At 63.2% G+C, this 22,591-nt stretch carries 20 protein-coding genes; 7 read left to right on the top strand and 13 right to left on the bottom strand.

Annotated elements, in window-relative coordinates; translation table 11 throughout:
• Positions 1–246 precede the first annotated feature (246 nt).
• On the top strand, positions 247–2,118 hold the full coding sequence (locus tag AC0L2U_RS22060) for an ABC transporter ATP-binding protein (RefSeq protein ID WP_473602656.1): 1,872 nt from the start codon (positions 247–249) through the stop codon (positions 2,116–2,118).
• Positions 2,118–4,010, top strand: coding sequence for an ABC transporter ATP-binding protein (locus tag AC0L2U_RS22055; RefSeq protein ID WP_128288774.1), 1,893 nt, complete (start codon positions 2,118–2,120; stop codon positions 4,008–4,010). Before AC0L2U_RS22060 ends, AC0L2U_RS22055 begins: the two co-directional genes overlap by 1 nt.
• Positions 4,011–4,036: 26 nt before the next feature.
• Here the strand turns inward: AC0L2U_RS22055 and AC0L2U_RS22050 are convergent, their stop codons facing one another.
• The 8 genes from AC0L2U_RS22050 to AC0L2U_RS22015 form a co-directional block, all read right to left on the bottom strand.
• Complete coding sequence (locus tag AC0L2U_RS22050) at positions 4,037–4,819, bottom strand: ABC transporter ATP-binding protein (RefSeq protein WP_127269920.1); 783 nt, start codon at positions 4,817–4,819, stop codon at positions 4,037–4,039.
• A 10-nt stretch (positions 4,820–4,829) separates the two neighbouring features.
• Entirely contained in the window at positions 4,830–5,597 is a 768-nt protein-coding gene (locus AC0L2U_RS22045; protein WP_174800314.1) for an ABC transporter permease, read from the bottom strand.
• A gap of 100 nt (positions 5,598–5,697) precedes the next feature.
• Positions 5,698–6,705 carry an ABC transporter substrate-binding protein gene (locus tag AC0L2U_RS22040; RefSeq protein ID WP_127811360.1) on the bottom strand — a complete coding sequence of 336 codons (1,008 nt, stop codon included), beginning with the start codon at positions 6,703–6,705 and terminating at the stop codon, positions 5,698–5,700.
• A 200-nt stretch (positions 6,706–6,905) separates the two neighbouring features.
• Positions 6,906–8,204, bottom strand: coding sequence for a hypothetical protein (locus tag AC0L2U_RS22035; protein ID WP_127809703.1), 1,299 nt, complete (start codon positions 8,202–8,204; stop codon positions 6,906–6,908).
• Between the two features lie 106 nt (positions 8,205–8,310).
• Complete coding sequence (hutC, locus tag AC0L2U_RS22030) at positions 8,311–9,042, bottom strand: histidine utilization repressor (RefSeq protein ID WP_013530484.1); 732 nt, start codon at positions 9,040–9,042, stop codon at positions 8,311–8,313.
• 32 nt (positions 9,043–9,074) lie between these two features.
• Complete coding sequence (locus AC0L2U_RS22025; protein WP_127809702.1) at positions 9,075–10,100, bottom strand: zinc-dependent alcohol dehydrogenase; 1,026 nt, start codon at positions 10,098–10,100, stop codon at positions 9,075–9,077.
• A gap of 15 nt (positions 10,101–10,115) precedes the next feature.
• A complete protein-coding gene (hisD, locus tag AC0L2U_RS22020) occupies positions 10,116–11,438 on the bottom strand; it encodes a histidinol dehydrogenase (RefSeq protein WP_128288771.1) in 1,323 nt (440 codons plus the stop codon).
• A 207-nt stretch (positions 11,439–11,645) separates the two neighbouring features.
• Positions 11,646–12,419, bottom strand: coding sequence for an SDR family NAD(P)-dependent oxidoreductase (locus AC0L2U_RS22015; protein WP_127809700.1), 774 nt, complete (start codon positions 12,417–12,419; stop codon positions 11,646–11,648).
• Positions 12,420–12,551: 132 nt separating this feature from the next.
• Here AC0L2U_RS22015 and AC0L2U_RS22010 point away from each other — a divergent pair, with 132 nt between their 5' ends.
• Both AC0L2U_RS22010 and AC0L2U_RS22005 read left to right on the top strand, forming a co-directional pair.
• Positions 12,552–13,655 (top strand): histidinol-phosphate transaminase, encoded by a 1,104-nt coding sequence (locus tag AC0L2U_RS22010; RefSeq protein ID WP_127809699.1) that lies wholly within the window; start codon positions 12,552–12,554, stop codon positions 13,653–13,655.
• A gap of 212 nt (positions 13,656–13,867) precedes the next feature.
• Positions 13,868–14,128, top strand: coding sequence for a hypothetical protein (locus tag AC0L2U_RS22005; protein ID WP_127809698.1), 261 nt, complete (start codon positions 13,868–13,870; stop codon positions 14,126–14,128).
• Positions 14,129–14,266: 138 nt separating this feature from the next.
• Here the strand turns inward: AC0L2U_RS22005 and AC0L2U_RS22000 are convergent, their stop codons facing one another.
• The 5 genes from AC0L2U_RS22000 to AC0L2U_RS21980 all read right to left on the bottom strand — a co-directional run bounded on the left by AC0L2U_RS22000 (position 14,267) and on the right by AC0L2U_RS21980 (position 19,615).
• Positions 14,267–14,950 carry an SGNH/GDSL hydrolase family protein gene (locus AC0L2U_RS22000; RefSeq protein WP_127271777.1) on the bottom strand — a complete coding sequence of 228 codons (684 nt, stop codon included), beginning with the start codon at positions 14,948–14,950 and terminating at the stop codon, positions 14,267–14,269.
• Positions 14,951–15,014: 64 nt separating this feature from the next.
• Positions 15,015–15,968: an ABC transporter permease gene (locus tag AC0L2U_RS21995; RefSeq protein WP_127272456.1), complete on the bottom strand. Its 954-nt coding sequence runs from the start codon at positions 15,966–15,968 to the stop codon at positions 15,015–15,017.
• A gap of 3 nt (positions 15,969–15,971) precedes the next feature.
• Positions 15,972–16,934, bottom strand: coding sequence for an ABC transporter permease (locus tag AC0L2U_RS21990; RefSeq protein ID WP_127382428.1), 963 nt, complete (start codon positions 16,932–16,934; stop codon positions 15,972–15,974).
• A gap of 8 nt (positions 16,935–16,942) precedes the next feature.
• Positions 16,943–18,454, bottom strand: coding sequence for a sugar ABC transporter ATP-binding protein (locus AC0L2U_RS21985; protein ID WP_128288773.1), 1,512 nt, complete (start codon positions 18,452–18,454; stop codon positions 16,943–16,945).
• A gap of 81 nt (positions 18,455–18,535) precedes the next feature.
• The gene (locus AC0L2U_RS21980) at positions 18,536–19,615 is read right to left on the bottom strand and encodes a substrate-binding domain-containing protein (RefSeq protein WP_128288769.1); all 1,080 of its coding nucleotides are present in this window, start codon (positions 19,613–19,615) and stop codon (positions 18,536–18,538) included.
• A gap of 343 nt (positions 19,616–19,958) precedes the next feature.
• Between AC0L2U_RS21980 and AC0L2U_RS21975 the strand changes: the two genes are divergently transcribed.
• From AC0L2U_RS21975 to AC0L2U_RS21965, 3 genes are all read left to right on the top strand, one after another.
• Positions 19,959–20,609 carry an SGNH/GDSL hydrolase family protein gene (locus tag AC0L2U_RS21975; RefSeq protein WP_473602655.1) on the top strand — a complete coding sequence of 217 codons (651 nt, stop codon included), beginning with the start codon at positions 19,959–19,961 and terminating at the stop codon, positions 20,607–20,609.
• A gap of 57 nt (positions 20,610–20,666) precedes the next feature.
• Complete coding sequence (locus tag AC0L2U_RS21970; RefSeq protein WP_127326628.1) at positions 20,667–21,761, top strand: ROK family transcriptional regulator; 1,095 nt, start codon at positions 20,667–20,669, stop codon at positions 21,759–21,761.
• A 135-nt stretch (positions 21,762–21,896) separates the two neighbouring features.
• A complete protein-coding gene (locus tag AC0L2U_RS21965) occupies positions 21,897–22,589 on the top strand; it encodes a helix-turn-helix domain-containing protein (protein WP_127396173.1) in 693 nt (230 codons plus the stop codon).
• Positions 22,590–22,591: the final 2 nt, after the last annotated feature.

The raw sequence follows: 22,591 nt of genomic DNA, 5'->3' as shown, positions 1-22,591 counted from the left end.
AAGATCGCACGCCGTCCGGCCGTCGCTTGCGTACAGCCCGGATGCTGGCCTCGTCCGGCCAACGCCCTTCAGCAAGAGGATTCCGTCGCTGGTGCCAGCCGGATCGCAGTCGCATGCTCGCTTTCCGTTCAGGCACAGTGCGATACCGGAATTGGCTCTTGAACGGCCAAGTCGGACACGCGTAACATCGCGCCATCTGAATTGAGTCTGCTTTATTAGTCCGGACTAACCTCCGGATTGGTTTGGATGTTTCCCTTGAACACGCAAGCAATCGGCGGCGCGCCGGAGCGCGGCAAATCGTTTGCCCATGTGGCGGAAGCCTCTTGGGGCAAGGGCCTCAGCACCTTGCTCCGCATCGTGCGCATGACGCTGCGCCATCCCTGGCAGGTCGCCATCACCATCGTCTCGACCTTTATTGCCGCGACCTTGCAGCTTTTCATTCCCCGCCTGCTGGGCCGCGCCATCGACCAGGCGCAGGGCGTCATGGCCGCGGGTGCCGGCGCTGCCGCGGAACAGGCGCTGTGGAATACGGCGCTGACGCTGCTCGTTGTCTCGATCCTGCGCGGCCTCTTCACAATGGCGCAGAACTACTATGGCGAGGCCGTCGGCCACCGCACCGGCTATGAACTGCGCCTGGCTTTCTACGAGAATATCCAGCGCCTGAGCTTCGCCTACCACGACAGGGTCCACACCGGCGATCTCATCACGCTCGGCCTGCTCGATCTCGACGGCGTGCGCATGTTCTTTTCCACTGGCATTTTGCGCGTGGTGCTGCTCGGCGTGCTGATCGGCGTCGGCGCCTATCTCCTGATCAGCACCGATCCCGTGCTCGGGCTGCTCAGCCTGAGTTTCGTGCCCTTCGTCGCCTGGCGGTCCTCGGTCACCCAGCTCAAACTGCGCAGCACCTGGCTGACGTTGCAGGAGCGCCTCTCGGTGCTGAGCCGGGTGATGGATGAGAACCTCGGCGGTATCCGTGTCGTGCGGGCCTTCGCAGCGCAGCGGCATGAGCTGGAAAAATTCGATCGCGCCAAGCGCGATGCACTGGACCTCGCCAATCAGCGCGTCGACATCCGCGTCGCCAACACCAGCGCCATGAACTTCTCGTTCCTGGCTGCCATGGGGCTGGTCCTGTGGTTCGGCGGCCAGAAGGTGATCGCAGGCCAGATCAGCGTCGGCACGCTGGCGCAGTTCCTCACCTTCATGACCATCCTGCAGATGCCGGTGCGCCAGCTCGGGCTGATGGTCAATTCCTTCGCCCGCGCCTCGACCTGCGGCACCCGCCTGTTCGAACTGCTCGACGCCGAACTCGACATCGAGGACGCGCCCGGCGCCAGGGATCTCGTCGTCAGCGACGGCGTGCTGCGCTTCGACAATGTCGGCTTTCGCTATGAGGGCGCAGGCGGCCGGCCGACGCTGTCCGGCATCTCCTTCGAGGCCCGGTCCGGCGAGACCATCGGCATTGTCGGCCCACCGGGCAGCGGCAAGTCGACCATCGCGCATCTGATCCCGCGTTTCTACGACGTCACTTCGGGTTCGATCACCATCGACGGCCAGGACATTCGTGAGGTGACGCTGAAATCGCTGCGCAAGGCCGTCGGCGTCGTGCAGCAGGACGCGTTCCTGTTCACCACCTCGATCGAGAACAACATCGCCTATGGCAATCCCTGGGCGCGCGAGACCCGCATCGGGCAGGCAGCCGAGTACGCCCAGCTGCACAATTACATCATGGGCCTCCCGGCCGGTTACACCACGGTTGTCGGCGAGCGCGGCGCGTCGCTTTCCGGTGGCCAGCGGCAGCGCCTGACCATTGCGCGGAGCCTGATGCTGCGGCCATCGGTGCTGGTCTTCGACGATTCGACCGCGGCAATAGATGCCGGCACCGAACAGCGCATCCGGGCGGCGATGAAGCGCTTCGCCAGGGACCGCGTCACGCTCATCATCTCGCACCGGCTGAGCTCGCTGATGCATGCCGACCAGATCCTGTTCGTCGAGGGCGGCCGAATCGTCGAGCGCGGCACGCACGAGGAACTGCTGGCGCTCGGTGGCCGCTATCGCGCGCTCTACGATTTGCAGCTGCGGCCGGACGATGAGCGGCCTGTCGTGGCGGGAGCCGCATGATGTCGACACAGGCCGACGACGACAAGGAAGACACCAGCCGCCGGCCGACAAGGGCTGTCGTGGGCTCGCATCGCGAAGAGGAAGAAGTCTTCGGCAAGGCCTACGACCCGCGCATCGTCAGGCGCATCTGGAGCTTCGTGAGACCGTATCAGAGCCGGATCTTCATCTCGGTCGCCGCGGTGCTGGTGTTCACGCTGACGCAATTGGCGATCCCGCTGGTCATCCGCTACGCCATCGACCACGGCATGACGGCGGGCAGGCTCGACCAGCCGGTGATGATCGCAGCGATCATCACTTTCGCCGTCATCATCCTGATCAACTATGCCGCCTCCTATGTGCAGGAAAGCGTCGTCGGCAAGGTGGCCGAAAATGTGCTGTCCGATCTGCGCCGCGCCATGTTCAGCCACCTGCAGCGGGTTTCGTTGAGCTTCATGGACAAGACCGAGGTCGGGCGGCTGATGTCGCGTCTGCAGGGCGACGTCAATTCGATGCAGGAATTCCTCGAAACGTCGGTCATGTCGGTGGGCGACATCGTGCTGCTGTTCGGCATCGTCAGCGTGCTTTTGTGGCTGGATTTCCGGCTCGGCCTGCTGACGCTGTCGACCATGCCGGTGCTGTTCATCGTGCGCCTGTTCTGGCTGCCGCGCGCCAAGGTCGCCTTCATGGCCGCGCACGAAACCAACTCGATCGCCAATGGCGCGCTGGCCGAAGGCATCCATGGCGTGCGCACCGTGCAGAGCCTGGAGCGCCAGCACGTCAATTTCGACCTCTATGACGAGAAGGTGCTGGCCAATCTCAATGCCCATCTGACCTCGGCGAAATACGCGCAGGTGATGGTGCCGATCGTCGATACGCTGACCGGCATCGCCATGGCGACCGTCATCGTCGTCGGCGGTTCGATGGTGCTGTCGCACAGCCTCGACATCGGCGTCATGGTGGCGTTCCTGTTCTACATCCAGCGCTTCTTCGACCCGATCCGTTCGCTGACCATGCAATACAGCGTCATGCAGCGCGCCATGGCTTCGGGCCAGCGCATTTCCGAAGTGCTCGACGTGCCGGTCGATGTCAGCGACAGGCAAGGCGCGGTGACGCTGTCGCGCGACATGGACGGCTCGGTCGAGTTCAGGAACGTCACCTTCGGCTATAGGCCGAACCAGCCAGTGCTGAAGAACATCTCCTTTCGCGTCAATCCGGGCGAGACCGTGGCCCTTGTCGGCCCTACCGGATCGGGCAAGTCCAGCTCTATGGCGCTGGTGCACCGCTTCTATGATGTCTGGTCGGGCGAGGTTCTGGTCGGCGGCCATGATGTGCGTGACCTGACCCAGGATTCGCTCGGCGATCAGGTGGCGATGGTTCTGCAGGAGCCGTTCCTGTTCTCCGGCTCGGTGCTGGAAAACATCCGCTACCACAAGACATCAGCCAGCCGCGAAGAGGTGGTGCGCGCCGCACAGGCCGTCGGCGCGCACGATTTCATCGAGAACCTGCCAGATGGCTACGATGCCGAACTCGAGCAGCGCGGCGGCAATCTCTCGCTCGGCCAGCGCCAGCTGATCAGTTTTGCGCGCGCGCTGGTGGCGGATGCCAAGATCCTGGTGCTCGACGAAGCCACGGCCAGCATCGATTCCTACACCGAAATGCTGATCCAGAAGGCGCTGATCACGCTGCTGGAAGGCCGCACCGGGCTGGTCATCGCCCACCGTCTTGCGACCATCCGCGGCGCCGACCGCATCATCGTGCTGCAGAACGGCGAGATCGTCGAAAGCGGCAACCACGACCAATTGATGGGCCGAAAAGGCCTCTACGCCCGCCTCTACAACATGAACTACGCCTCGTTCGACGATATTTCCGAAGGCGAGCTGGAGTTGGATGCGGCGGTCGGCAAGGCGACGTGATTGGGCCTACTGATGACCACAGGCGCCTACGCCATTTCGGGGCGTTTTGAACCTTCGCGGATGGCCTTGTGCACGCCGCGCTGCAGATCCATGAATGCAGGGCTTTCCATCACCTCTTCGCGGCGCGGGCGCTCGATATCGACGTTGAAGGTCTGCGTGATGCGTCCCGGGCCGATCCCCATGACGACGATGCGGTCCGACAGATAGACGGCCTCCTCCACATCATGAGTGACAAACAGGACGGTCAACCTGTGTTCCTCCCAGATCTGGGTGAGCAGTTCCTGCATCTGATGCCGGGTCAAGGCATCGAGCGCGCCGAAGGGCTCGTCCATCAACAGCATCTTGGGCCGGTAGGAAAGCGCGCGCGCAATGGCGACGCGCTGTTTCATGCCGCCCGAGAGTTCGGCCGGATAGCGGTCGGCGCTGTCGGACAGCTTGACGAGTTCGAGATGTTCCAGCGCGATCCTGCGGCAGGTCGGGCGATCGTAACCGGCGGCCTTGAGGGCAAATTCGATGTTCTGCCGCGCCGTCAGCCAGGGAAGCAGCGTGTAGGACTGGAAGACGACGCCACGGTCGAGACCCGGCTGCAGGATCGGCGCGCCATCGATGCTGAGATCGCCGGCGTCGAAGTCCTGCAGTCCGGCCACGATCGACAGCAGCGTGCTCTTGCCGCAGCCCGACGTGCCGACCAGGGAGACAAACTCGTTGTCGGCAAGATCGAGATTGATGTCGCGCAGCACTTCCGTGCGCCGCTCGCCGGTGCCGAAGCTCTTGTGGAGGCCGGCGATCCGCAATTTGGGGGGGCTCATCGGCTGGACCTCATTGCGAGCGGCCCTCTTGCTTGAACAGCACCTTTTCCAGCGCCTTCATCACCTGGTCGGTGATGAGGCCGAGCAGGCCAAGCAGCAGGATGTAGCCGATGATCGTGTTGGTCTGGAAATACCGCTGCGACACGGTGATGCGATAGCCGAGCCCCGAAGTCGCGGCGACAAGTTCGGCCAGCACCAGCCAGGTCCATGCCCAGCCCAGGCTGATGCGCAGCGTATCCCAGATGCCCGGCAAGGCGCTGGGAACGACGATGCGCGTCAGGATCTTGCGATCCGGCAAGCCGAGTGTACGCCCAAGGCCAATGAAATCGGCTGGAACCCGTTTCACATTGTCCATGATCATCAGCACCTGCTGGAAGAAGGTGCCGATGAAGATGATCAGGAACTTCTGCGAATCGCCGGTGCCCGCCCACAGGATGGAGAGCGGCACGAAGGCTACGACCGGCATGTAGCGGATGAAATCAACCAGCGGCTCGATGGCCGCTTCCCAGGACCGGAAACTGCCGATCAGCACGCCGATCGGTATCGACAGTGCCGAGGCGATGAGGAAGCCGATGGAGATACGATACATCGAGGCTTTGAGGTCCAGCCACAACGTGCCGTCGGTCGCGAGCTTGGCGATCTGCATAGCTACGCTGCCCGGCGACGGCAGGAAGATCGGCTTTACCAACCCCAGTCCGGTCGCCGCCCACCAGGCAAGGCCGAGCCCGATGAACACGGCCACCGCGATGACCAGGAAGCGCGACCTGGCGATGGGCACGCCGATCCCGGAGGATCGGCGGCGCCTCGCCGGTTTCGTGACCGGTCCTGCCGCCGGTCGCTCCCGGGGCATCTGTGTCACCACCGCGATCCGGCCTTGGTCATTCCGCTGCCTTGACGAAGGCCGGGTCGATCATCTGCTCCGGCGTCACATCGGCCTGCAGCAGCTTGGCGTTCTTGGCGGCGGCTTCGACATCGGCGAAGGTCTTGGTGGTGAAGTCGCCTGTCAGCGCCGTCTTGTTTTCGGCGAGTGAGTAGTAGCGTACGCCGTCAAAGGCGGTGTTGAGGTCCTTGACGTCCGAACCGACGGCCTTGGCGATGATGGCGCGTCCACCGGGCGTGTCGGCATTGTAGTTCTTGAGCGCCGCGTCCCAGCTCTTGATCATGGCCAGCACCTGGCCGGGCCGCGACTTGATCACCTCGTCACGCACCACCAGCACGTCGCTGATCAGGCCGGGATCCTCGCCGGCGGTGAACAGCAGCTTGAGGTCCTTGTTCTGCGCCATGGCGACGGTGAGGTACGGTTCATAGGTCACCGCAACCGGCACCTGGCCGGCGATCAAGGCGCTGCCGGCATCGGACGCCGGCATCGGAACCGGCTTCACATCGTCGATCGACATGCCGTTCCTGGCGAGCGCGTATTTGAGCAGGATGTCGCTCGTCGTGCCTTCCTCGAAGGCCACCTGCTTGCCCTTGAGGTCCGCGATGGAGGTGACGTCCTTGCCGGCGATGATGGCGTCGGCGGTCATGGAGACGTCGAGCAGCAGCACGATCTTCACCGGCAGGCCGGCCGCAACCATGCCCATCGCCGTGTGGGTCGCGATGTTGGCGGCGTCGAGCTGGCCGCTTGCAAGTGCTGCGTTGATGTCCTTGTCCTCGGCGAAATTGACGATCTGGACGTCGCTCAGCCCGTTTGTCTTGAACAGGCCCTTGGCCTCGGCGACATGCCATTGGCCATAGCCAAGCCAGGGCTCGATGCCGATCTTGAACGCTCCTGCCTCGGGCGTGGTGGGAATGGCCGCGTCGGCTGCGTAGGCTGCCGGGGCGGTGGCCAGCCCGATGGCGGCGGCCATCACGAGCGCGCGAAATTGTCCTGTTAGGTTACGCATCATCTTTGTTCCCCTTGATGATCAGACCGCTTTTTCTAACCCAGGCAGCCGGTCTGGTGAGACTGCGGGTTTCTGCTCTTGCGGCACTGTGCCTCGGCGTCTTACCTGCCACTTCATGGTGAAGTGCGAGGATATTTCAGCGTCAGCGGGAGCGGATGTCAAGGCTAAAATACATACATGCATATACAAGTTGGAAAGACTCAATTTTCACGCTTTTCCGGATCGATCCGATCGAGGAAACCCGTCACCCGATCGGCTCCGGCAACGGGTTCGCTGCCGACCATGACCGCGACTGAGAAGGCAATGAGGGAGGAGACCCGCGTATGGCTGCGCGCGTCGGCCCGCAGGTTCATGACCAGCGTCGGCGACAGGAAAAGACCGGCCCGCAGCACCGCGCGCCAATCGGCCGGCAGCATGCCGCGCCGTTTGAGCTCCAGCAGCAATGGCCGCCACAGCGCTGTCGCCTTGACCTCCAGCAGGTCGCGGCGGACGGGGCTCAGGTCCCAGTCCGTGTCGACATGGAGCAGATTTCCGTCCAGCCGCGCCTGGGCGCGAAAAGCCTCTGTCGCGGTCGCCGGATCATAGAGCCAGAACGGATGGGCAAAGATGTTGTGGAACGTCGCCTTCACCTCCGCCAGCAGCGTCGGGATATGCGAGCCGGCAAAGGCGGGATCGAAGAAGGACAGTTCCGCCCTCCCCGCCTTAGCCGTGTACCAGACATTGGCGTTGTGGGCGTCGCCATGCGCGACCACGCCGCCGGCATCGGCAAGCCGGTCGGGCCGCAAGCGCACCGCGGCGGCATCGAAAAGCTCACCGACGCTGTGGGTGTACTGCTGGCCGTTGATGACGAATTTCAGCCGGGAAAACCGATCCCAATCCAGCTCGGCACCGGGAAAGACGAACGGCTTGCCGACATAGAAATCGGCCAGCCGGCCGCCTGGCGACAAGCGTGTGTTTGCATCGATCAGCCGCTCATGAAACAGCCTGTGGATCGGCTCCGCCGAGACCTCCGCGACAGTCACCGGATGCAGCGTCTCGAGATAGACCTTGAGCAGCCTGGCCGACAGGCCGCGCTCGGCAAGAACGGCTTCTTGCCGCTTGCCGGCATCGTCCTGCGCATCCAGCGCGAACAGCACATCCGAAAACCTCGGATCCGTGCGGCGGCGGTAGACAAGGATCTGCTCGCCGGGCTGCGCCGACATGTGTACGGGTTGGTCGACCGGCAGGCCGGCGCGCGACAGAATCTCGGCGCGGTAATACTCGCCCGTCATCGCCTCCTCCCGCTCCTCCTGATGGAACTTGAAGAAGTAGGCCTTGCCGTCGTCTTCGAAGAAGCCGTTCAGGGAATTGAGGCTGTATTTGTCGAAGTTGATGCGCACATTGCGGGGACTCATCGCGAACAGGTCGCCCAGCAATGCCGCCAGCGCGCTTTGTGCTTCGGCAACATCATGCTGCGCGAGTGCCCGGATCTGCGCCGTGCGACTCGGTGTCTGCGTCATCTGTTGTCCTTCTTGGCCCGTCCATTCGAGAGCGAAAGCGTTCTCGTCAGCACATGTATATACATTGACAACGAAACCGCTCCGACTTGCATTCGTCCTGCTTCCGTTAGCTGCTTTTTGAAGGGGAATAGCGGCTGCCGAGCGAGTAGCGGCTGCCGGCATAAGTCAGCTTGCTGATGGTGGCCACCACCGCGCCTGTCCATGTCCGGCGGTGCAGGAAAAGGCAGCAGGCGCCGACATCGATGCCCAGATGCCGCGCCGTCTCGGCGTCGGCCGGGATCGCCGAGATGATATGCTCGACTTCGGTCACCGGGGTTTTCTGCATGAGATAGTCGTAGGTCGCCGTCTTCGAAAAATCCTGCTTGTCGTAATCGGGAATGAGGCTCGGATTGACGAAGCGCTCTTCCAGCTGCACCGGCAGATCATTCTCGAAATTGACGACGACGGAATGATAGATCGAGACGCGCTTTGGAAACTCGAACGACAGCGCCAGCTCCTTTGTCGGCATGATGGTTTCGAGGACGAGGACTTCGGAACGATGCCTGTTGCCGCGCTCGACGATCTCGGCTGCGATGTTGTTGATCTCGATCAGCGTCGATTGCGGCCGCGGCGGCGCGATGAAGGTTCCCACACCTTGCAGGCGGATCAGGAACCCGGCCGAGGTCAACTCTCTGAGCGCCCGGTGAACCGTCATCCGCGACACGCCGAGCGACGCCACCAACTCGTTCTCGGACGGCAGCTTGCGATCCTTGCCCCACCGGCCCGTTCCGATGTTCGCCAGGATGTAGTCCTTCACCTTCTCGTAAAGAGGGCTGGCCGTGTCGGGCAAAGTGATCATTTCAAAAGTCCTTTCCGGCGATTCATCGGAAATCACGACTGCTCGACAGGTTGCCGCATGCGGATGATTGTTTTCAAGCCGTCGCTGTGTCCCGCCAACAGCCGCTCATAGGCAGCCGGAATGTCATCCAGGCCGATCTCCTGGTCGATCAGCGCCAACAGCGGTTCGCTGAGTTCACCTAGCATCCGCACCGCCTCGGGCAGCTCATCGGCAAAGGCGTGGCATCCCAGCAAGCCGATTTCGCGTTCGACCAGCGTATTGGGATCAATGTCGAGGCGGCCATGGAAGATGCCCACCATGGCGATCGTGCCGCCGGGATCGACAACGCCAAGCAACTGGTTGAGCGCCGCGACGCTGCCGGTCGCCTCAATGGCCGCGAGCAGCGGGGCATTGGCGGTTGCGGCGGCAACGGCATCTCGGTTCAGATCGACGATCCTGGCACCCGTCACCTGCGACACGCGGGCGCTGCGAGCTTGGTTGCGGTCGGCGACGAGCACGGTGCCGGCGAAGGTTCGCGACAGCAATAGCGCGGCAAGACCGCCGATCGGCCCGCAGCCGACGACCAGCACCGAGCCGGCCGTTTTCGGCAGGCGCCGCACCGCGTGCAGCGCCACCGCCAGCGGCTCGGCCATCGCCGCGACCCGCTCGTCGAGCCCGGCATCGATGATATGCAAGAGCCGTGCGGGCAGCACCGCCTGTTCGGCAAACCCGCCGTCGCAGACCTCTCCGACGAAGCCCAGTGACGCGCAGAGCTGCCGCCTGCCGCCATGACATTGCGCGCAGTCTCCGCACCAGAACCGAGAATCAGCGACCACCCTGTCGCCGACGGCGAAGGCGTCCACGCCCGCGCCGATGGCAGTCACCGTGCCGGTCAGCTCATGGCCGGCCGTCGAAGGCGACCGGCTTATCCACCGTCCCGTGCGGAAATTGTGCAGGTCCGAACCGCAAATGCCGGCGGCGTCGACCCTGAGCTTCACCCAGCCCGCACCCGGCACGCCTGGCGGGGCGATGTCCTCGACACGCAGGTCACCAGGTCCATACAGTCGTGCGGCCTTCATCGCGATCGCTTCCGCTCAGCCGGCGAGATAGCGGTCGCGGATTTCCGAGACCGCGTTCTCATGCGAGCTGAAGCCCTCGTAGCGGGCGAGCCTGCGGGCGTGCAGAGCGAGTTCCGGATAGGCCACCGAGGTGACATAGCCGATCGACGAGCGTTTGACGAAATCCGTTACCGAAAGCGGCCCGTAGGTTCGCGCCCAGCGGCTGGTCGGCAGTACAGCATTGGGACCGAGGACGAAGTTGGCAAGCGTCACCGGCGTGTGCGGACCCATCAGTATCTCGGCCGCCTCGGTGATGCGCCCGAGATGCGCGAACGGCTCCTTCGACAGGATCTCGAGATGTTCGGGCGCATAGTCGTTGATGAAGCGGTAGCTGTCTTCCAGCGACGCGGTCAGCACGATGCCGCCGCGCTTGCCGGTCAGCACGGCGCGCGAAAACTCGACACGCTGCTCGGTCATCCGCGACCAATGCTCGGGAAGTGCAGCGAGCGCTGCTTCTGCAACTTTGCGGCTGTGCGTCACCAGATAGGCCGAGGAATCCGGCCCGTGCTCGGCTTCGATCAACAGGTCGAGCGCGGCAAGGCCGCCGTCGACGCTGTCATCGGCAAAGATGATCGCTTCCGACGGGCCGGCCGGAAGGCCTGTGTTGATGACCGAGGACAGCACGCTCTTGGCCGCCACCACCCACGGGCTGCCGGGGCCGACGATCTTGAGCGCGGGCTTCACCGTCTCCGTGCCGTAGGCGACGGCGGCGACCGCTTGCGCGCCGCCGCATTTGTAGACGGTTCCCACGCCGGCGAGGCGCGCGGCGACCAGCGTTGCCGCGTCCACCGACCCATCCGGTGTCGGCGGCGTCACGATGGCGATCTGCGGCACACCGGCAATCACCGCCGGCACCGACGTCATCATCGTCACCGAAGGAAAGGCGCCCTTGCCGCGCGGAACGTAGAGCGCAACGGACGCGATCGGCGTGTACCGGTCGCCGGCATAGGCGCCCGGCCGGACTTCCTTGAGCCACATCGTCTCCGGCTTCTGCTCCTCATGGAAATGCCTGATGTTGTCGATGCCGAACTGGATGCTCTCGACCACATCCTTTTCCACCTTGTCGAACGCCGCTTCGAACTCGGCTTCCGACACCTGCAGTTCGCCCTCGGCGACATTGGCCTTGTCGAGTTCCCTGGCGAAGCGGATCAAGGCGGCGTCGCCTTCGTCCTTGACGGCCTGGATGATCGGCCGGACCTTCTCGACGAAGACCGTCAGATCGGCCTCGGCGCGCTTCAGCAGACTGGCGCGCTGGTCGGCATCGATGGATGACAAATCGTGGAAGCTGATGTCGGACATGGTTGCTCGTCTCCTGGAACTCTTGGAACGCAATGACGGTTGGCCCGTGGATGGCCATAGTTCTGCGGGTCGACAGGCCGACCGGGGCAAGGATCAAAGCCGTCGAGAGGCTTCACCCGGGCAAAAGTATATACATGTATGTATGACAGTCGCCAGCAGTTTTTCTATCGTCCTTCCCTTCGAAACTGCGGAGACAAACCTGCCTCCTCAGATCGAGGCGAGAAAGCCGCCATCGACCGGAATGGACTGGCCGGTTATGTAAGCCGCCGCATCCGAAGCGAGGAACACCGCGATGCCGTGCAAATCGGAGAGATCACCGAAACGCCGCTGCGGGATCTTGGCCAGCATGGAGTGCTGCCATGCCTCGTTGCTGTAGAAAACATCGGTCATCGCCGTCCTGAAATAGCCCGGCGCGATTGCATTGACCCTTATGCCGAGCTCCGCCCACTCCGCCGCAAGGGCGCGGGTCATGCCGAGCAGGCCCGACTTCGACGAGCCATACGGCACCGCGGTGGGGATTCCGACTTCGGATGTCAGCGAGCACAGATTGATGATGGCACCAGGACGGCCGGCATCGCGCATCTGCCGCGCGGCGGCCTGGGCGCAGAAGAACGCTCCCTTGAGATTCGTGTCGACGATCCTGTCCCACAGCGCCTCGTCGACGTCGAGCGAGGGCCGCACCTCCTCCATCCCGGCATTGTTTACGAGAATGTCGAGACCGCCAAGCAGGCCGGCAGCCTCGTTGGTGGCTGCGCGGCAGCGGCCGACATCGGTGACGTCGAGAGCGATGGCGTGCGCCACTCCGCCGGCGGCGCGGATGGCTGCCGTGGTGGCCTCCAGCGAGGCCAGGCTGCGCGCCGTGACCGCGACGTCGGCGCCGGCAGCACTCAGCGCCTCGGCGATGCTGCGCCCGATGCCCCGGCTTGCACCGGTGACAAGCGCCTTCCTGCCGGACAGATCGAAGAGAGAAGCGTTGCGCATGTGATCCTCCTGATCGGTGTTGGCCTCGGCGCCGGTATCAATGCTATCAGATCGCAGGTTACATATACAAGCATATACAAATCATTTCAGCTGCGGTACTGATGACGAAATCCGCTGCAAAGGAGCCCACCCGTGTCGAAAGCCTCGGATATGGTCCGCACCGAAGTCAACCGTTTGTCGCCCTACAATTCCGGGCTCACCATTGACGAGGTCATGGAGCGATACGCACCGGCCAGGATCGCCAAACTGGGCTCCAACGAAAACCCGCTCGGGCCCAGCCCGAAGCTAGCCACGACGATGCATGCCGGCTCCGAGATGTTCCGCCTCTATCCCGACCCCGCCGGGCGCAAGCTGCGCCAGGCGATCGGCGACAAATATGCCGTCGCCGAGGGCCAGATCATCCTCGGCAACGGTTCCGAAGACCTTCTCTCCGTCATCAGCCGTGCCGTGTTGCGGCCGGGCGACGCGGTCGTCACGCTCTATCCGTCGTTCCCGCTGCATGAGGACTACGCAACGCTGATGGGGGCGACCGTCAAACGCGTTGTCGTCAACGACGATCTCACCATCAATGTCGATGCGCTGGTCGAGGCGGTGCGCGAGCGGCCGCGCATGCTGCTGTTTTCGAACCCGATGAACCCGGTCGGCAGCTGGCTCTCCGGCGGCGATCTGTCGAGGGTTCTGGATGCGGTCGGCGACGAGACGCTGATCGTCATCGACGAAGCCTATGCCGAATATGCCAAGGGCGACGATTATGCATCGTCCCTGCCCTATCTCGAAAAGCTGGGCCGGCCCTGGATCGTGCTGCGGACCTTTTCCAAGGCGTTCGGTCTGGCCGGATTGCGGATCGGCTTCGGCATCGTCGGTGACCCGGAGCTGCGCGCGCTGCTCGATCGCGTCCGCACGCCTTTCAACGCCAACGCGATGGCCCAGGCGGCCGCACTCGCGGCACTGGCCGACGACGAACACCTTGCCAGGGTCGTCGCGCTGGCCAATGCAGAGAGAAAACGCGTCGAGACTTTCCTGGCGAGCAAGGGCCTCGATGTCGCTGCCTCCAGGGGCAACTTCCTGTTCTTCAACTGCCGGCAAGATGCTTCCGCCTTCGTCGAAGGCCTGCTGCGTCACGGCGTCATCGTCAAGCCGTGGAAGCAGCAGGGTTTTGACACCTATGTGCGAGTCAGCATCGGCTCGACAGCGGAGAACGACCATTTCATGGCCGTTCTGTCGGAGCTGTTGTGAATACACGCTTTGGTCGGGATTCGGACGGGCAAGTTGACCCGCGCCTTGCGGCTGCGATGTGCCAGTTCGGACACGATGTCACTCTGCGGTGCAGTTCGTTGAACGAAGGCAATAGATTTTTTGGGCTTCAAGCCGACAGCAGGCCTTAACTTTCGCGGCGTGGGTTTTTACATCTCGGGGGTCTGCAAACGATCGACGCTGAGGAGGCTCCCTTGCAGCAACCAGATGGCATCGCCGCCCGCCGATTGAGCATTCTCATCGAGCAATATGTGGAAGCGCGCAAAAAGCGCTACGACTATGTGTCGACCGAGCAGGCCTATCGGGCCATCCGGCAGGTCCTCAAACCCGCCATTCCCGATCGCGAACTCGACGACATGGTCGCCTCGCTTGCCGTGAAGAACGGCCTGGCGGTCGTTTTCGACCGCCAAACCAAATCGTCTGCCGATCATGTTCCTCGGGGCACAAGGCCCTAGATCAACGCAGGTCTGCAGGCGTCGAGCGCCACATCGATACGGGGCCAAACGGCCCCGTATCGATGTGCATCGCCGGAGCAACGAGCGATACACCCGCGCCGTAGGCCTGTGTGCCGCGAGCCGACGGGCGTGGCGGCTTCAGGCGGCAGTGCTGACCTTGCCCGGCTCAAGGATCGACTTGACCTTGTCGGCGACGGCGCGTCCCAGATCGGCGTTGTTTCCGGCAGTAAAATGGATGCCGTCAACACCATCCGTGGTGAGGTAATCGCCGGCATTGAGGAAATCGATCTTCATGAAATCCGCCATCGCCTTGTACTGCCTGGCCAGATCCCTGGATTTTTCGTGCCCGCCACCAAACATGCCCTCGAACCACGGATCGGGCATCGGGGTTAGCGGCGGCGGCGCAATGACCAGCGCCTTGGGAGCCGGATAAGGGGTGCCGATGCCGCCGGCACTGGTCAGGATCTGCCCGACCAGTTTCGCCATTCCATTGGCGATCTCATAAGGCGTCCGGCGGAAATAAGACTTGGTGTCGTTGGTGCCGAGCATGACGATGACCAGGTCGAGCGGCAGATGGCTGGCGATGGCCGAGGGCAGATAGTTCGCCCCGTTCAGGCGCGGATCGTTGGGGTCGTCGAGACAGGTCGTGCGCGCGCTCAGGCCTTCTTCGATGATGTGGTAGCCCGCCCCCAGCGCCGCCGCCATCACACCGGTCCAGCGCTGATCATAAGGGTAGCGGTAGGTCGGCGACCCTTCCTTGACCGGAACCCAGCCCCAGGTCAGCGAGTCGCCGTAGCACATGATGTTTTTTGGCGGTGACATCCATGTTTCTCCATCTGTTTGCAATTGTCTGAACGCCGGCGCACTTGCTCTTCGCCGTTTCAAATCAGGGGTTTCGCACGCGCACTCCGTAGAAGATCGCCGCGCCGAGGATGATGACGCCCTGCGCGATGAGCTTGCCGGGCTCGTCGATGCCGAGCACCGTCATCACCACGAACAGCAGCGCAAAACACAGCGCCCCGAAGAAAGGCCCCCAGACGCCGCCGTCGCCACGACCGAAGACGACGCCGCCGAGGATCGTTGCCGCGACCGCCAGGATCGGCAGGTCGAGGCCGATACGGACGCTGCCGACGGCGATGGAACCGGTCTGCACCAGGGCGGCGATCGCCGCTATCAGGCCGGCGAGCGTATGCGCCAGGATGACCGTGCGCTGGACCGGCACGCCGGAAAAATGCGCGGCTTCGGCATTCTCCCCGACCGAAGCGACGTAGCGGCCAAAGATGGTCCGCGACAGAAGCAGCCACACCGAAGCGGTCAGCAGGACCCAGAACAGCACCGGCGTCGGAACCGACAGGAATTTCGTGTTGTATAGGTCGTTGAACAGCTTCGGCACATCGCCGGGCGGATTGCCGCTCGACAGGAACTGCACCAGCCCGACCAGGATGATGCTGACCGCCAGCGTGACGATGACCGCCGACACCCGCCGGTTGCCGATCATGAAGCCGTTGAACAGGCCGATGACGAGGCCGGTGGCGAGCGCCAGCACGACGAAGAAAGGCATCGACGCGCCGGGGAAAGTGCCCGACGAGATGAAATAGTTGATGAGCAGGATGATGCCACCGCCAGAGAGGTCGATCGACTTCACCCGCATGACGACGAGCTGCCCCAGCACCAGGATGCCGAGCGGCACGATCTGCCTGACGAAGATGCCCATGATGTTGAGGTTGAGCATGTTCGGCCGCGCGATCCACAGCGTCGCCAGCAGCACGATGAAGACAAAATAGGACGGCGGGATGCGCAGCAGACGCCGGGCGATCGGATTTGCGAGAACGGCGGCCATCGCTCAGAGCCCCATTTTCTTGCGGGATTGCAACCCGACCACCGCCAGCAGGATGCCGCCCTTGATCGCTGTCTGAACAAAGGGCGAGACGTTGGCGAGGTTCATGCCGTTAGCCAGCAGCGCCATGACCAGCGCGCCGATCACTGTGCCGTGCAGGCTGCCGATGCCGCCGGAGAGCTGGGTGCCTCCGAGCGCCACGGCGGTGACGGTATCGAGTTCGAAAAGCAGACCGACATTCGGATCGCCCGACACGATGCGCCCGGCCAGGAAGACACCGGCAGCGGCCGCGAAACAGGAGCAGACCACATAGGCAAGGATAATGTTGCGGCGGTCGGAGACGCCGAAATTGCGGGCAGCGCTTTCGGCGCCGGACGCGATGCCGCCGCCGATCGCAAACAGATGCAGCCCGTACCGGGATCCGTAGAGCAGTTTCCACGCTGCCAGGATCACGATGATGCCCCAGAAAACCGGATAGGGAATGCCGAGGAAACTGCCCGAGACGGCATCGATGACGATCTCCGGCACGGTGCCGCCGGAGACGGGCCGCAGGATGCGCGTGATGCCGAGCACGATGTACTGCGTCGACAGCGTCGCGATGATCGGATGGACGTTGAAGCGGGTGATCGCCATGCCGTTGATCAGCCCGATGAGTGCCGCCAGCACGAAGACCGCCGGGATCAGCACGATCGCCGGCTGGTCGAGCGCCAGCACCGCGGTGGTGAAGCTGATGACCGAGCCGACCGACAGGTCGAGCCCGCCGATGAGCACGACGACGAGCTGTCCTATCGCCGCGATGATCAGCGGCATCGCCTGGGCAACCAGGTTGAAGAGGTTCTCGGCCGTGGCGAACTGCGTCGTCTCGACGGTCAGCCACAGCGAAATGAGCAAGGCGACCAGCAGTGGCAGGCCCCACAGGCCTTGCCGCGTGTTCCGGCCACTCAGGATGTTGAAAAGCGAACGATGCATGGAGGCCCCTAATGCTGGCGCGCGGAGCCGCCCGTCAGGGCCGCGTCGAGGATCTTGTGTTCTGTCGCCTGCGCTGCCGGCATTTCGGCAACGATGGTGTCGTCATGGACGACGTAGATGCGGTCGCAGAGCCCGATCAATTCGATCGTCTCGCGCGACAGCACCAGCACGGCGCCGCCCTTGGCGGTAAAGTCGCGCAGCAGGTGGTAGATCTCGGACTTGGCGCCGATGTCGACGCCGCGGGTCGGCTCCTCGACCAGCAGAAGATCGAGATCGGCGGCCAGGTAGCGGCCGAGCAGAACCTTTTGCTGGTTGCCGCCGGACAGGGAGCCGACCGGCGCGGACGGCCCTGCCGCCTTTATGTTCATGACCTCCATCATGCGAGCGATCACGTTTCGATACGGCCGCGCCGGCGCGAGCTCGGATCGCCTCGAATGCAATCCGATGGCGATGTTGTGGGCGATTGGCAAAGCGAGGAAGAGCCCCTCTTCCTTGCGGTCCTCGGGAACGAAGCCGACCCTCAGCTGCTGCAAATGGCGAACGCCTGATGATGGCGGGAGCGGCATTTTCAGCGCTTTGCCGTTGACGGAAATCGTCCCGGCGGAGGGATGATAGCGGCCGATCAGCGATCTCAGGAAGCGCTGCTGGCCCTGTCCCTCCAGGCCGGCCAGGGCGACGATCTCGCCCTTGTGCAATGTCAGCGACAGCGGCCGCGATGTCTCGGTGATCCTCAGGTTCTCGACGCGCAGGATCTCGTCGCCTTTGTTATCAGTACGATCGGGAAAAAGGTCCTGAAGCTCGCGTCCGACCATCATGGTGATGAGGTCGTCGGTGGTGATCTCGGACACCATTCTGGTGCCGACCAGTGCGCCGTCCTTCAGCACCGTCACCGTGTCGCACAGCTCGAAGATCTCCTCCATGCGATGCGAGATGTAGACGACAGCCTTCCCCTTATCGCGCAGCCGGCGGATGTTGCGGTTGAGCACATCGACATCGGTCGCGTTGAGCGCCGCCGTCGGTTCATCGAGGATGAGCACGCCGGCGTCGGCCTGGATGCAATGCGCGATCTCGACGAATTGCCGCTCGGCTATGGTCAGGTTTGAAACGAGTTGCGACGGGTCGAGCGTGAGGCCGAGTTCGCCAAGCGCCTTGGCGGTCTGGCTGCTCATCACCCGATAATCGATCGAGCCGAACCGGGTCGTCGGCTCCCGGCCCAGAAACATGTTTTCGGCGATCGACAGATTGGGCAGCAGCGAATGCTCCTGGAAAACGGTCGAAATGCCGGCATCGAGTGCGGCTCGCGGCGATTTCAGATCGAGCTTCTCGCCGTTCATGAAGATCTCGCCGGAATCGGGCTGATGCACGCCCGCCAGGATCTTCATCAACGTCGATTTGCCGGCGCCGTTCTCGCCCATCAGGGCGTGGACGCTGCCCGCCTTGAGATCGAGGGAAACGGAATGGAGCGCCTTGCTCCCTCCGAACGCCTTCGAAATGTGGGACATCTCGATAAGATTGGTCACGAAACCCTCGAACGAACCGGATTCGACAGATGGAATGGCCTGCGGGGAATGCTTGTCCACTCCCCGCCAGCCACGGCGCCGTCACTTCTTGCCGTAATATTCCTTGAGCTTGTCTTCTGGCAGTTCGCTCGGCCACCAGACATTGGCGGTGAGGTCGTCGCGATAGTATTTTTTGGCCTTGTCCTGGTCCCATCCGTCGGGATTATAGACATAGCGTTTGTAGAGCTGATTGCCTTCCAGAAGGGCAACGGCGGCGCGCACGCCGGCCGCACCTTGGGCGGGGCTGTATTCCGGCGAGATCGACTTGAACCCGTCCGTGATCCACTGGCCGAAATAGCCATTGTTGCCCTCGCCCGAAATCGGCGGAACGGGCGTGCCAAACTGCTTGAAGACATCGACGCAGGCGCGCGTCATGTCAGCGCCGGACGACCAGATGCCGTCAACCTGTGGGTTGTTCAGATAAAGCGTCTCGCACAGCTTCTTGGCCTTGTCGTACTGCCAGTCACCATGCTCCTCGGCGATGATCTGCACATGGGTGCCTTTAAGTGATTTCAGTAAGCCGTTGTAGCGGTTGGTGTCTTCCGGATGGCCGGCCAGGCCACGCAGGACCCAGATCTTGCCGTTGTCGCCGACGGTCTTGACCAGCCAGTCGCCCATCACCTTGCCGAAATGCTCGGCGCCGCCCTGGATTTCGGTGGTGTAGGCGTCGGAATCGATGCGGCCGGTGTGAAGGATGATCGGGATGCCGGCGGCGACCGCCTTGGCGATGCTGGCATTGGCCGATGTGCTGGTCACCGGCTGAACGATGATCGCGTCGACATGCTGCGCGATCAGGTCCTCGATGTCGGCCACCTGCTTTTTCTGGTCGAAGCCGGCATCGAGCAGGATGAATTTCGAGATGCGCTTGTCCTTGGCCGCGGCGTTCTCCGCCTCATGCGCCACCTGTACTGTCCAGGTGTTGGCGTTGACGCCGAAGTCGCTCATGCCGATGACCCAGGGCGGGTCCTTCTTGAACGCACCGGCCGCGGTCATGCGCGTGTCGTCGGGGCGCGGCGCCACGCCGTCCATCAGCTTGATGTCTTCCGCATGCGCCAGCGACGTCACGGCAAGCGTGGACGCAACGAGCATCCCCAAGCCGACGGTTTTCAGCAATCCTAACATTAAACTCTCCTCCTTGTGGTTGCCCCGGCCTACGAATTCGTATGGCCGGCCGTACGAATGCGTACGGCCATGAGACGCTCTCCCAATGCATGCTCGTTGTCGCAAACCGACCGATGCACGCAATTCTCCCGCCCCCGAACACATGCGTGCCGAAGCCCAATTCCTGCTGGACGATGATGACGGTCGAGAACTCCTCCGGGCACTTTAGAAGCACAGCGGATTCGCTCTGTCAATAGTTAGTCATGTTGAATGACTATTCCCTTGCTTGCCTTTCATCGCTCCTCTATCCATCATGATTGGCGCTCGCCGGCTTCGGCGCGCTGTCAGTCCCGGCGGGAAAAACATGCGATCAGTCTTGTGCTACGGCGACTCCAACACGCACGGCCAGATCCCCGGCAGGGGGCCGCTCGAGCGTTATGGGCCGGGTGAACGCTGGCCGGGCATATTGCGTTCTCAGCTAGGCCCCGACTGGTATGTCATCGAGGAAGGATTGAGCGGCCGCACCACCGTCCACGACGACCCGATCGAGGGCGCCCACAAAAACGGCAGAACCTATCTTCGCCCCTGCCTGCAGAGCCATGCGACGCTCGACCTCGTCATCATCATGCTCGGCACTAACGATTTGAAGATCCGCTTCAACAAGCCGCCGTCGGAAGTGGCGATGGGGATCGGCTGCCTCGTCTACGACATCAAGGAGCTGGCGCCTGGGCCAGGCGGCTCGACGCCCGAGATCATGATCGTGGCGCCGCCGCCGATGCAGGACGACGTCAAGGAAAGGAAGTCCATCTTCGCCGGTGCGCCGGAGAAATCGCGCCTGCTCGCGCTCGAGTTCGAGGTTCTAGCGGACTCGCTCGAACTCCACTTTTTCGATGCCGGCTCGGTGGTCTCGTGCAGCGAAGCGGACGGCTTTCACATCGATGCCCAGGCGCACAGATTGCTGGGCACCGCACTTGCCCGCGCGGTCGATGCCATCGGCTGGAGCCGCTCGACATGAGCAACACTACAGCCACCGGGCAACGAGCTCTAACCGACGGGGCGACCCTTGCCTGACATGAGGTTCGCACCACCCAATCCCTTGCGCATCGCCGATCGTGCGAGCGGGCTGAATGCATTGAGCGTGCGCAGCTACAATGAGCGGCTGGTGCTGTCGCTGCTGCTTCAGAACGAGGGCATTTCGCGGATGGAAATCGGCGAAAAGACCGGCCTGTCGGCGCAGACGGCCTCGGTCATCGTCCGCTCGCTCGAACAGGAAGGCCTGGTCTCGCAGGGCGAGGCGCAGCGCGGCCGCGTCGGTCCGCCCACCATCCCGCTTTCGCTCAACCCGGAGGGCGCCTATGCGGTTGGCGTCGGCTTCAGCCGCCGCAGGATCGACATCGCACTCATCGATTTCATCGGCACCGTGCGCTTCCACACGCAATTGCCGGCGGATGAAGCCAATCCCTTTCCCCAAAGCAGCGATCTGTTCGGCGCGATCAGGCAAGCCATGACCAGCCTGCCGGTCGAGGCGCGCAGCCGGGTTGCCGGCATCGGCCTGGCCGTTCCCGACGATGTCGACACGATGGCTGCAACCCGCAACGGATCGAGCACCTCGCTGAAAGCCTTGCAGGGGGAGATCGAGGAACAGATCAAGCTGCCGGTTTTCGTGCAGAACGACATCACCGCGGCGGCCGGCGGCGAGAGCATGTTCGGCGTCGCCAAGCCGCTCAACGACTATTTGTTCTTCTATCTGGGAGCACGGCTGCAGAGCAGGCTCATCCTCAACCACCAGATCTACAAGGGAAACTCCAGCGCCAGCTTCGATCATGGCCTTGTGCGCCTGGAGAGCGAACTGACCAAGCGCCGGCGCCCGTCCGAAATCATCTGGAGCAGCAGCCCCGAGTGGCCTGACCTTGGCGAGGCCTACAGCGAATGGCTAGGGGAATGCTCCAACCGCCTGAAAGCCTCTATTTCCGCACTGACCCAGTTTGTCGAATTCAGGACGGTCGTCCTGTCCAGCTACGCGCCGCAGAAGATCGCCAAGGCCTTGTGCGCCGACATCGGCCGGGAATTCCCCGGCATCGAAGCGCTGCCCGCGCGGGTCAGCATCAGCCCGAAGGCCGTCGGCGCGGCAAGCCTGCCATTCAGTTCGCGCTTCATGATCCAGTGATCGAGCCGAACCGGCGTTGCCGGTCGGCCGATTACGGGCTCTCTGCAGGTCCATCGATGATTTTCAAATGACAAGGCGATTCCGCTTGCCAGGACGCCTCACTTAATAGCATGTTAAGTGAACCCTGAGATCGCCATGAAAATCGCTGCGGATCACGCACTCAACGACAATGCCGCAACCAGCGCCGAAGCGCGCCGCTCGACGGTATTGGGCGATCGCATCAAGGCCTATCGCACCACGCGGCGCCTGACGCTGCGCCAGCTCGGCGACATGATCGGCACCACCGCCAGCTTCCTGAGCCAGCTCGAGCGCGGCCTTTCGGGTGCCAACACCAGCACGCTGATGCTGATCGCCAACGCGCTCGGCATCAGCCTCGCCGATCTTTTCGACGAACGCGAGGTGTCGCCGCACGCGGTGCTGACACGCGCCGAGCGGCCGGCGCTGCCGACCAGCGAGGGCTACCGCAAGACGCTGCTGTCGCGCCGGCCGATCCGCGAGATGGAAGTCTATTGCGGCGAGTTCGCCGTCGGCGGCTCCACCGGCGACGTGCCCTACACGCATGGCAACGCGAGCGAGATGTTCCTCGTGCTGCGCGGACGCGTGCAACTGACGCTCGGCGACGAGAGCTTCACCCTCGAAGAGGGGGACAGCATCGAATATTCGACCTCGACGCCGCACCGGACGATCAATGTCGGCGATGCGGTGGCCGAAGTGCTGTGGATCATCGCACCGCCGACAAGCGGCGCCGTCGACCTCGACCAATATGTATCCCGGAAAACGCTCGCGCCCGGTCTGCCAAAATCAAACAGCGAGCCATCGGAGGGTTAGAA

The sequence above is a fragment of the Mesorhizobium sp. WSM4808 genome, assembly GCF_055811675.1.
The sequence above is the reverse complement of the archived record's forward strand: the minus strand, read 5'-3'. Positions and strand labels throughout refer to the sequence as shown.

What these genes read in the sequence shown, in the direction of transcription:
- AC0L2U_RS22060 (WP_473602656.1), top strand. Translation starts at nt 247, where the DNA reads ATGTTTCCCTTGAACACGCAAGCAATCGGCGGCGCGCCGGAGCGCGGC.
- AC0L2U_RS22055 (WP_128288774.1), top strand. Translation starts at nt 2,118, where the DNA reads ATGTCGACACAGGCCGACGACGACAAGGAAGACACCAGCCGCCGGCCG.
- AC0L2U_RS22050 (WP_127269920.1), bottom strand. Translation starts at nt 4,819, where the DNA reads ATGAGCCCCCCCAAATTGCGGATCGCCGGCCTCCACAAGAGCTTCGGC.
- AC0L2U_RS22040 (WP_127811360.1), bottom strand. Translation starts at nt 6,705, where the DNA reads ATGCGTAACCTAACAGGACAATTTCGCGCGCTCGTGATGGCCGCCGCC.
- AC0L2U_RS22035 (WP_127809703.1), bottom strand. Translation starts at nt 8,204, where the DNA reads ATGACGCAGACACCGAGTCGCACGGCGCAGATCCGGGCACTCGCGCAG.
- hutC (WP_013530484.1), bottom strand. Translation starts at nt 9,042, where the DNA reads ATGATCACTTTGCCCGACACGGCCAGCCCTCTTTACGAGAAGGTGAAG.
- AC0L2U_RS22025 (WP_127809702.1), bottom strand. Translation starts at nt 10,100, where the DNA reads ATGAAGGCCGCACGACTGTATGGACCTGGTGACCTGCGTGTCGAGGAC.
- hisD (WP_128288771.1), bottom strand. Translation starts at nt 11,438, where the DNA reads ATGTCCGACATCAGCTTCCACGATTTGTCATCCATCGATGCCGACCAG.
- AC0L2U_RS22015 (WP_127809700.1), bottom strand. Translation starts at nt 12,419, where the DNA reads ATGCGCAACGCTTCTCTCTTCGATCTGTCCGGCAGGAAGGCGCTTGTC.
- AC0L2U_RS22000 (WP_127271777.1), bottom strand. Translation starts at nt 14,950, where the DNA reads ATGTCACCGCCAAAAAACATCATGTGCTACGGCGACTCGCTGACCTGG.
- AC0L2U_RS21995 (WP_127272456.1), bottom strand. Translation starts at nt 15,968, where the DNA reads ATGGCCGCCGTTCTCGCAAATCCGATCGCCCGGCGTCTGCTGCGCATC.
- AC0L2U_RS21990 (WP_127382428.1), bottom strand. Translation starts at nt 16,934, where the DNA reads ATGCATCGTTCGCTTTTCAACATCCTGAGTGGCCGGAACACGCGGCAA.
- AC0L2U_RS21980 (WP_128288769.1), bottom strand. Translation starts at nt 19,615, where the DNA reads ATGTTAGGATTGCTGAAAACCGTCGGCTTGGGGATGCTCGTTGCGTCC.
- AC0L2U_RS21975 (WP_473602655.1), top strand. Translation starts at nt 19,959, where the DNA reads ATGCGATCAGTCTTGTGCTACGGCGACTCCAACACGCACGGCCAGATC.
- AC0L2U_RS21970 (WP_127326628.1), top strand. Translation starts at nt 20,667, where the DNA reads ATGAGGTTCGCACCACCCAATCCCTTGCGCATCGCCGATCGTGCGAGC.
- AC0L2U_RS21965 (WP_127396173.1), top strand. Translation starts at nt 21,897, where the DNA reads ATGAAAATCGCTGCGGATCACGCACTCAACGACAATGCCGCAACCAGC.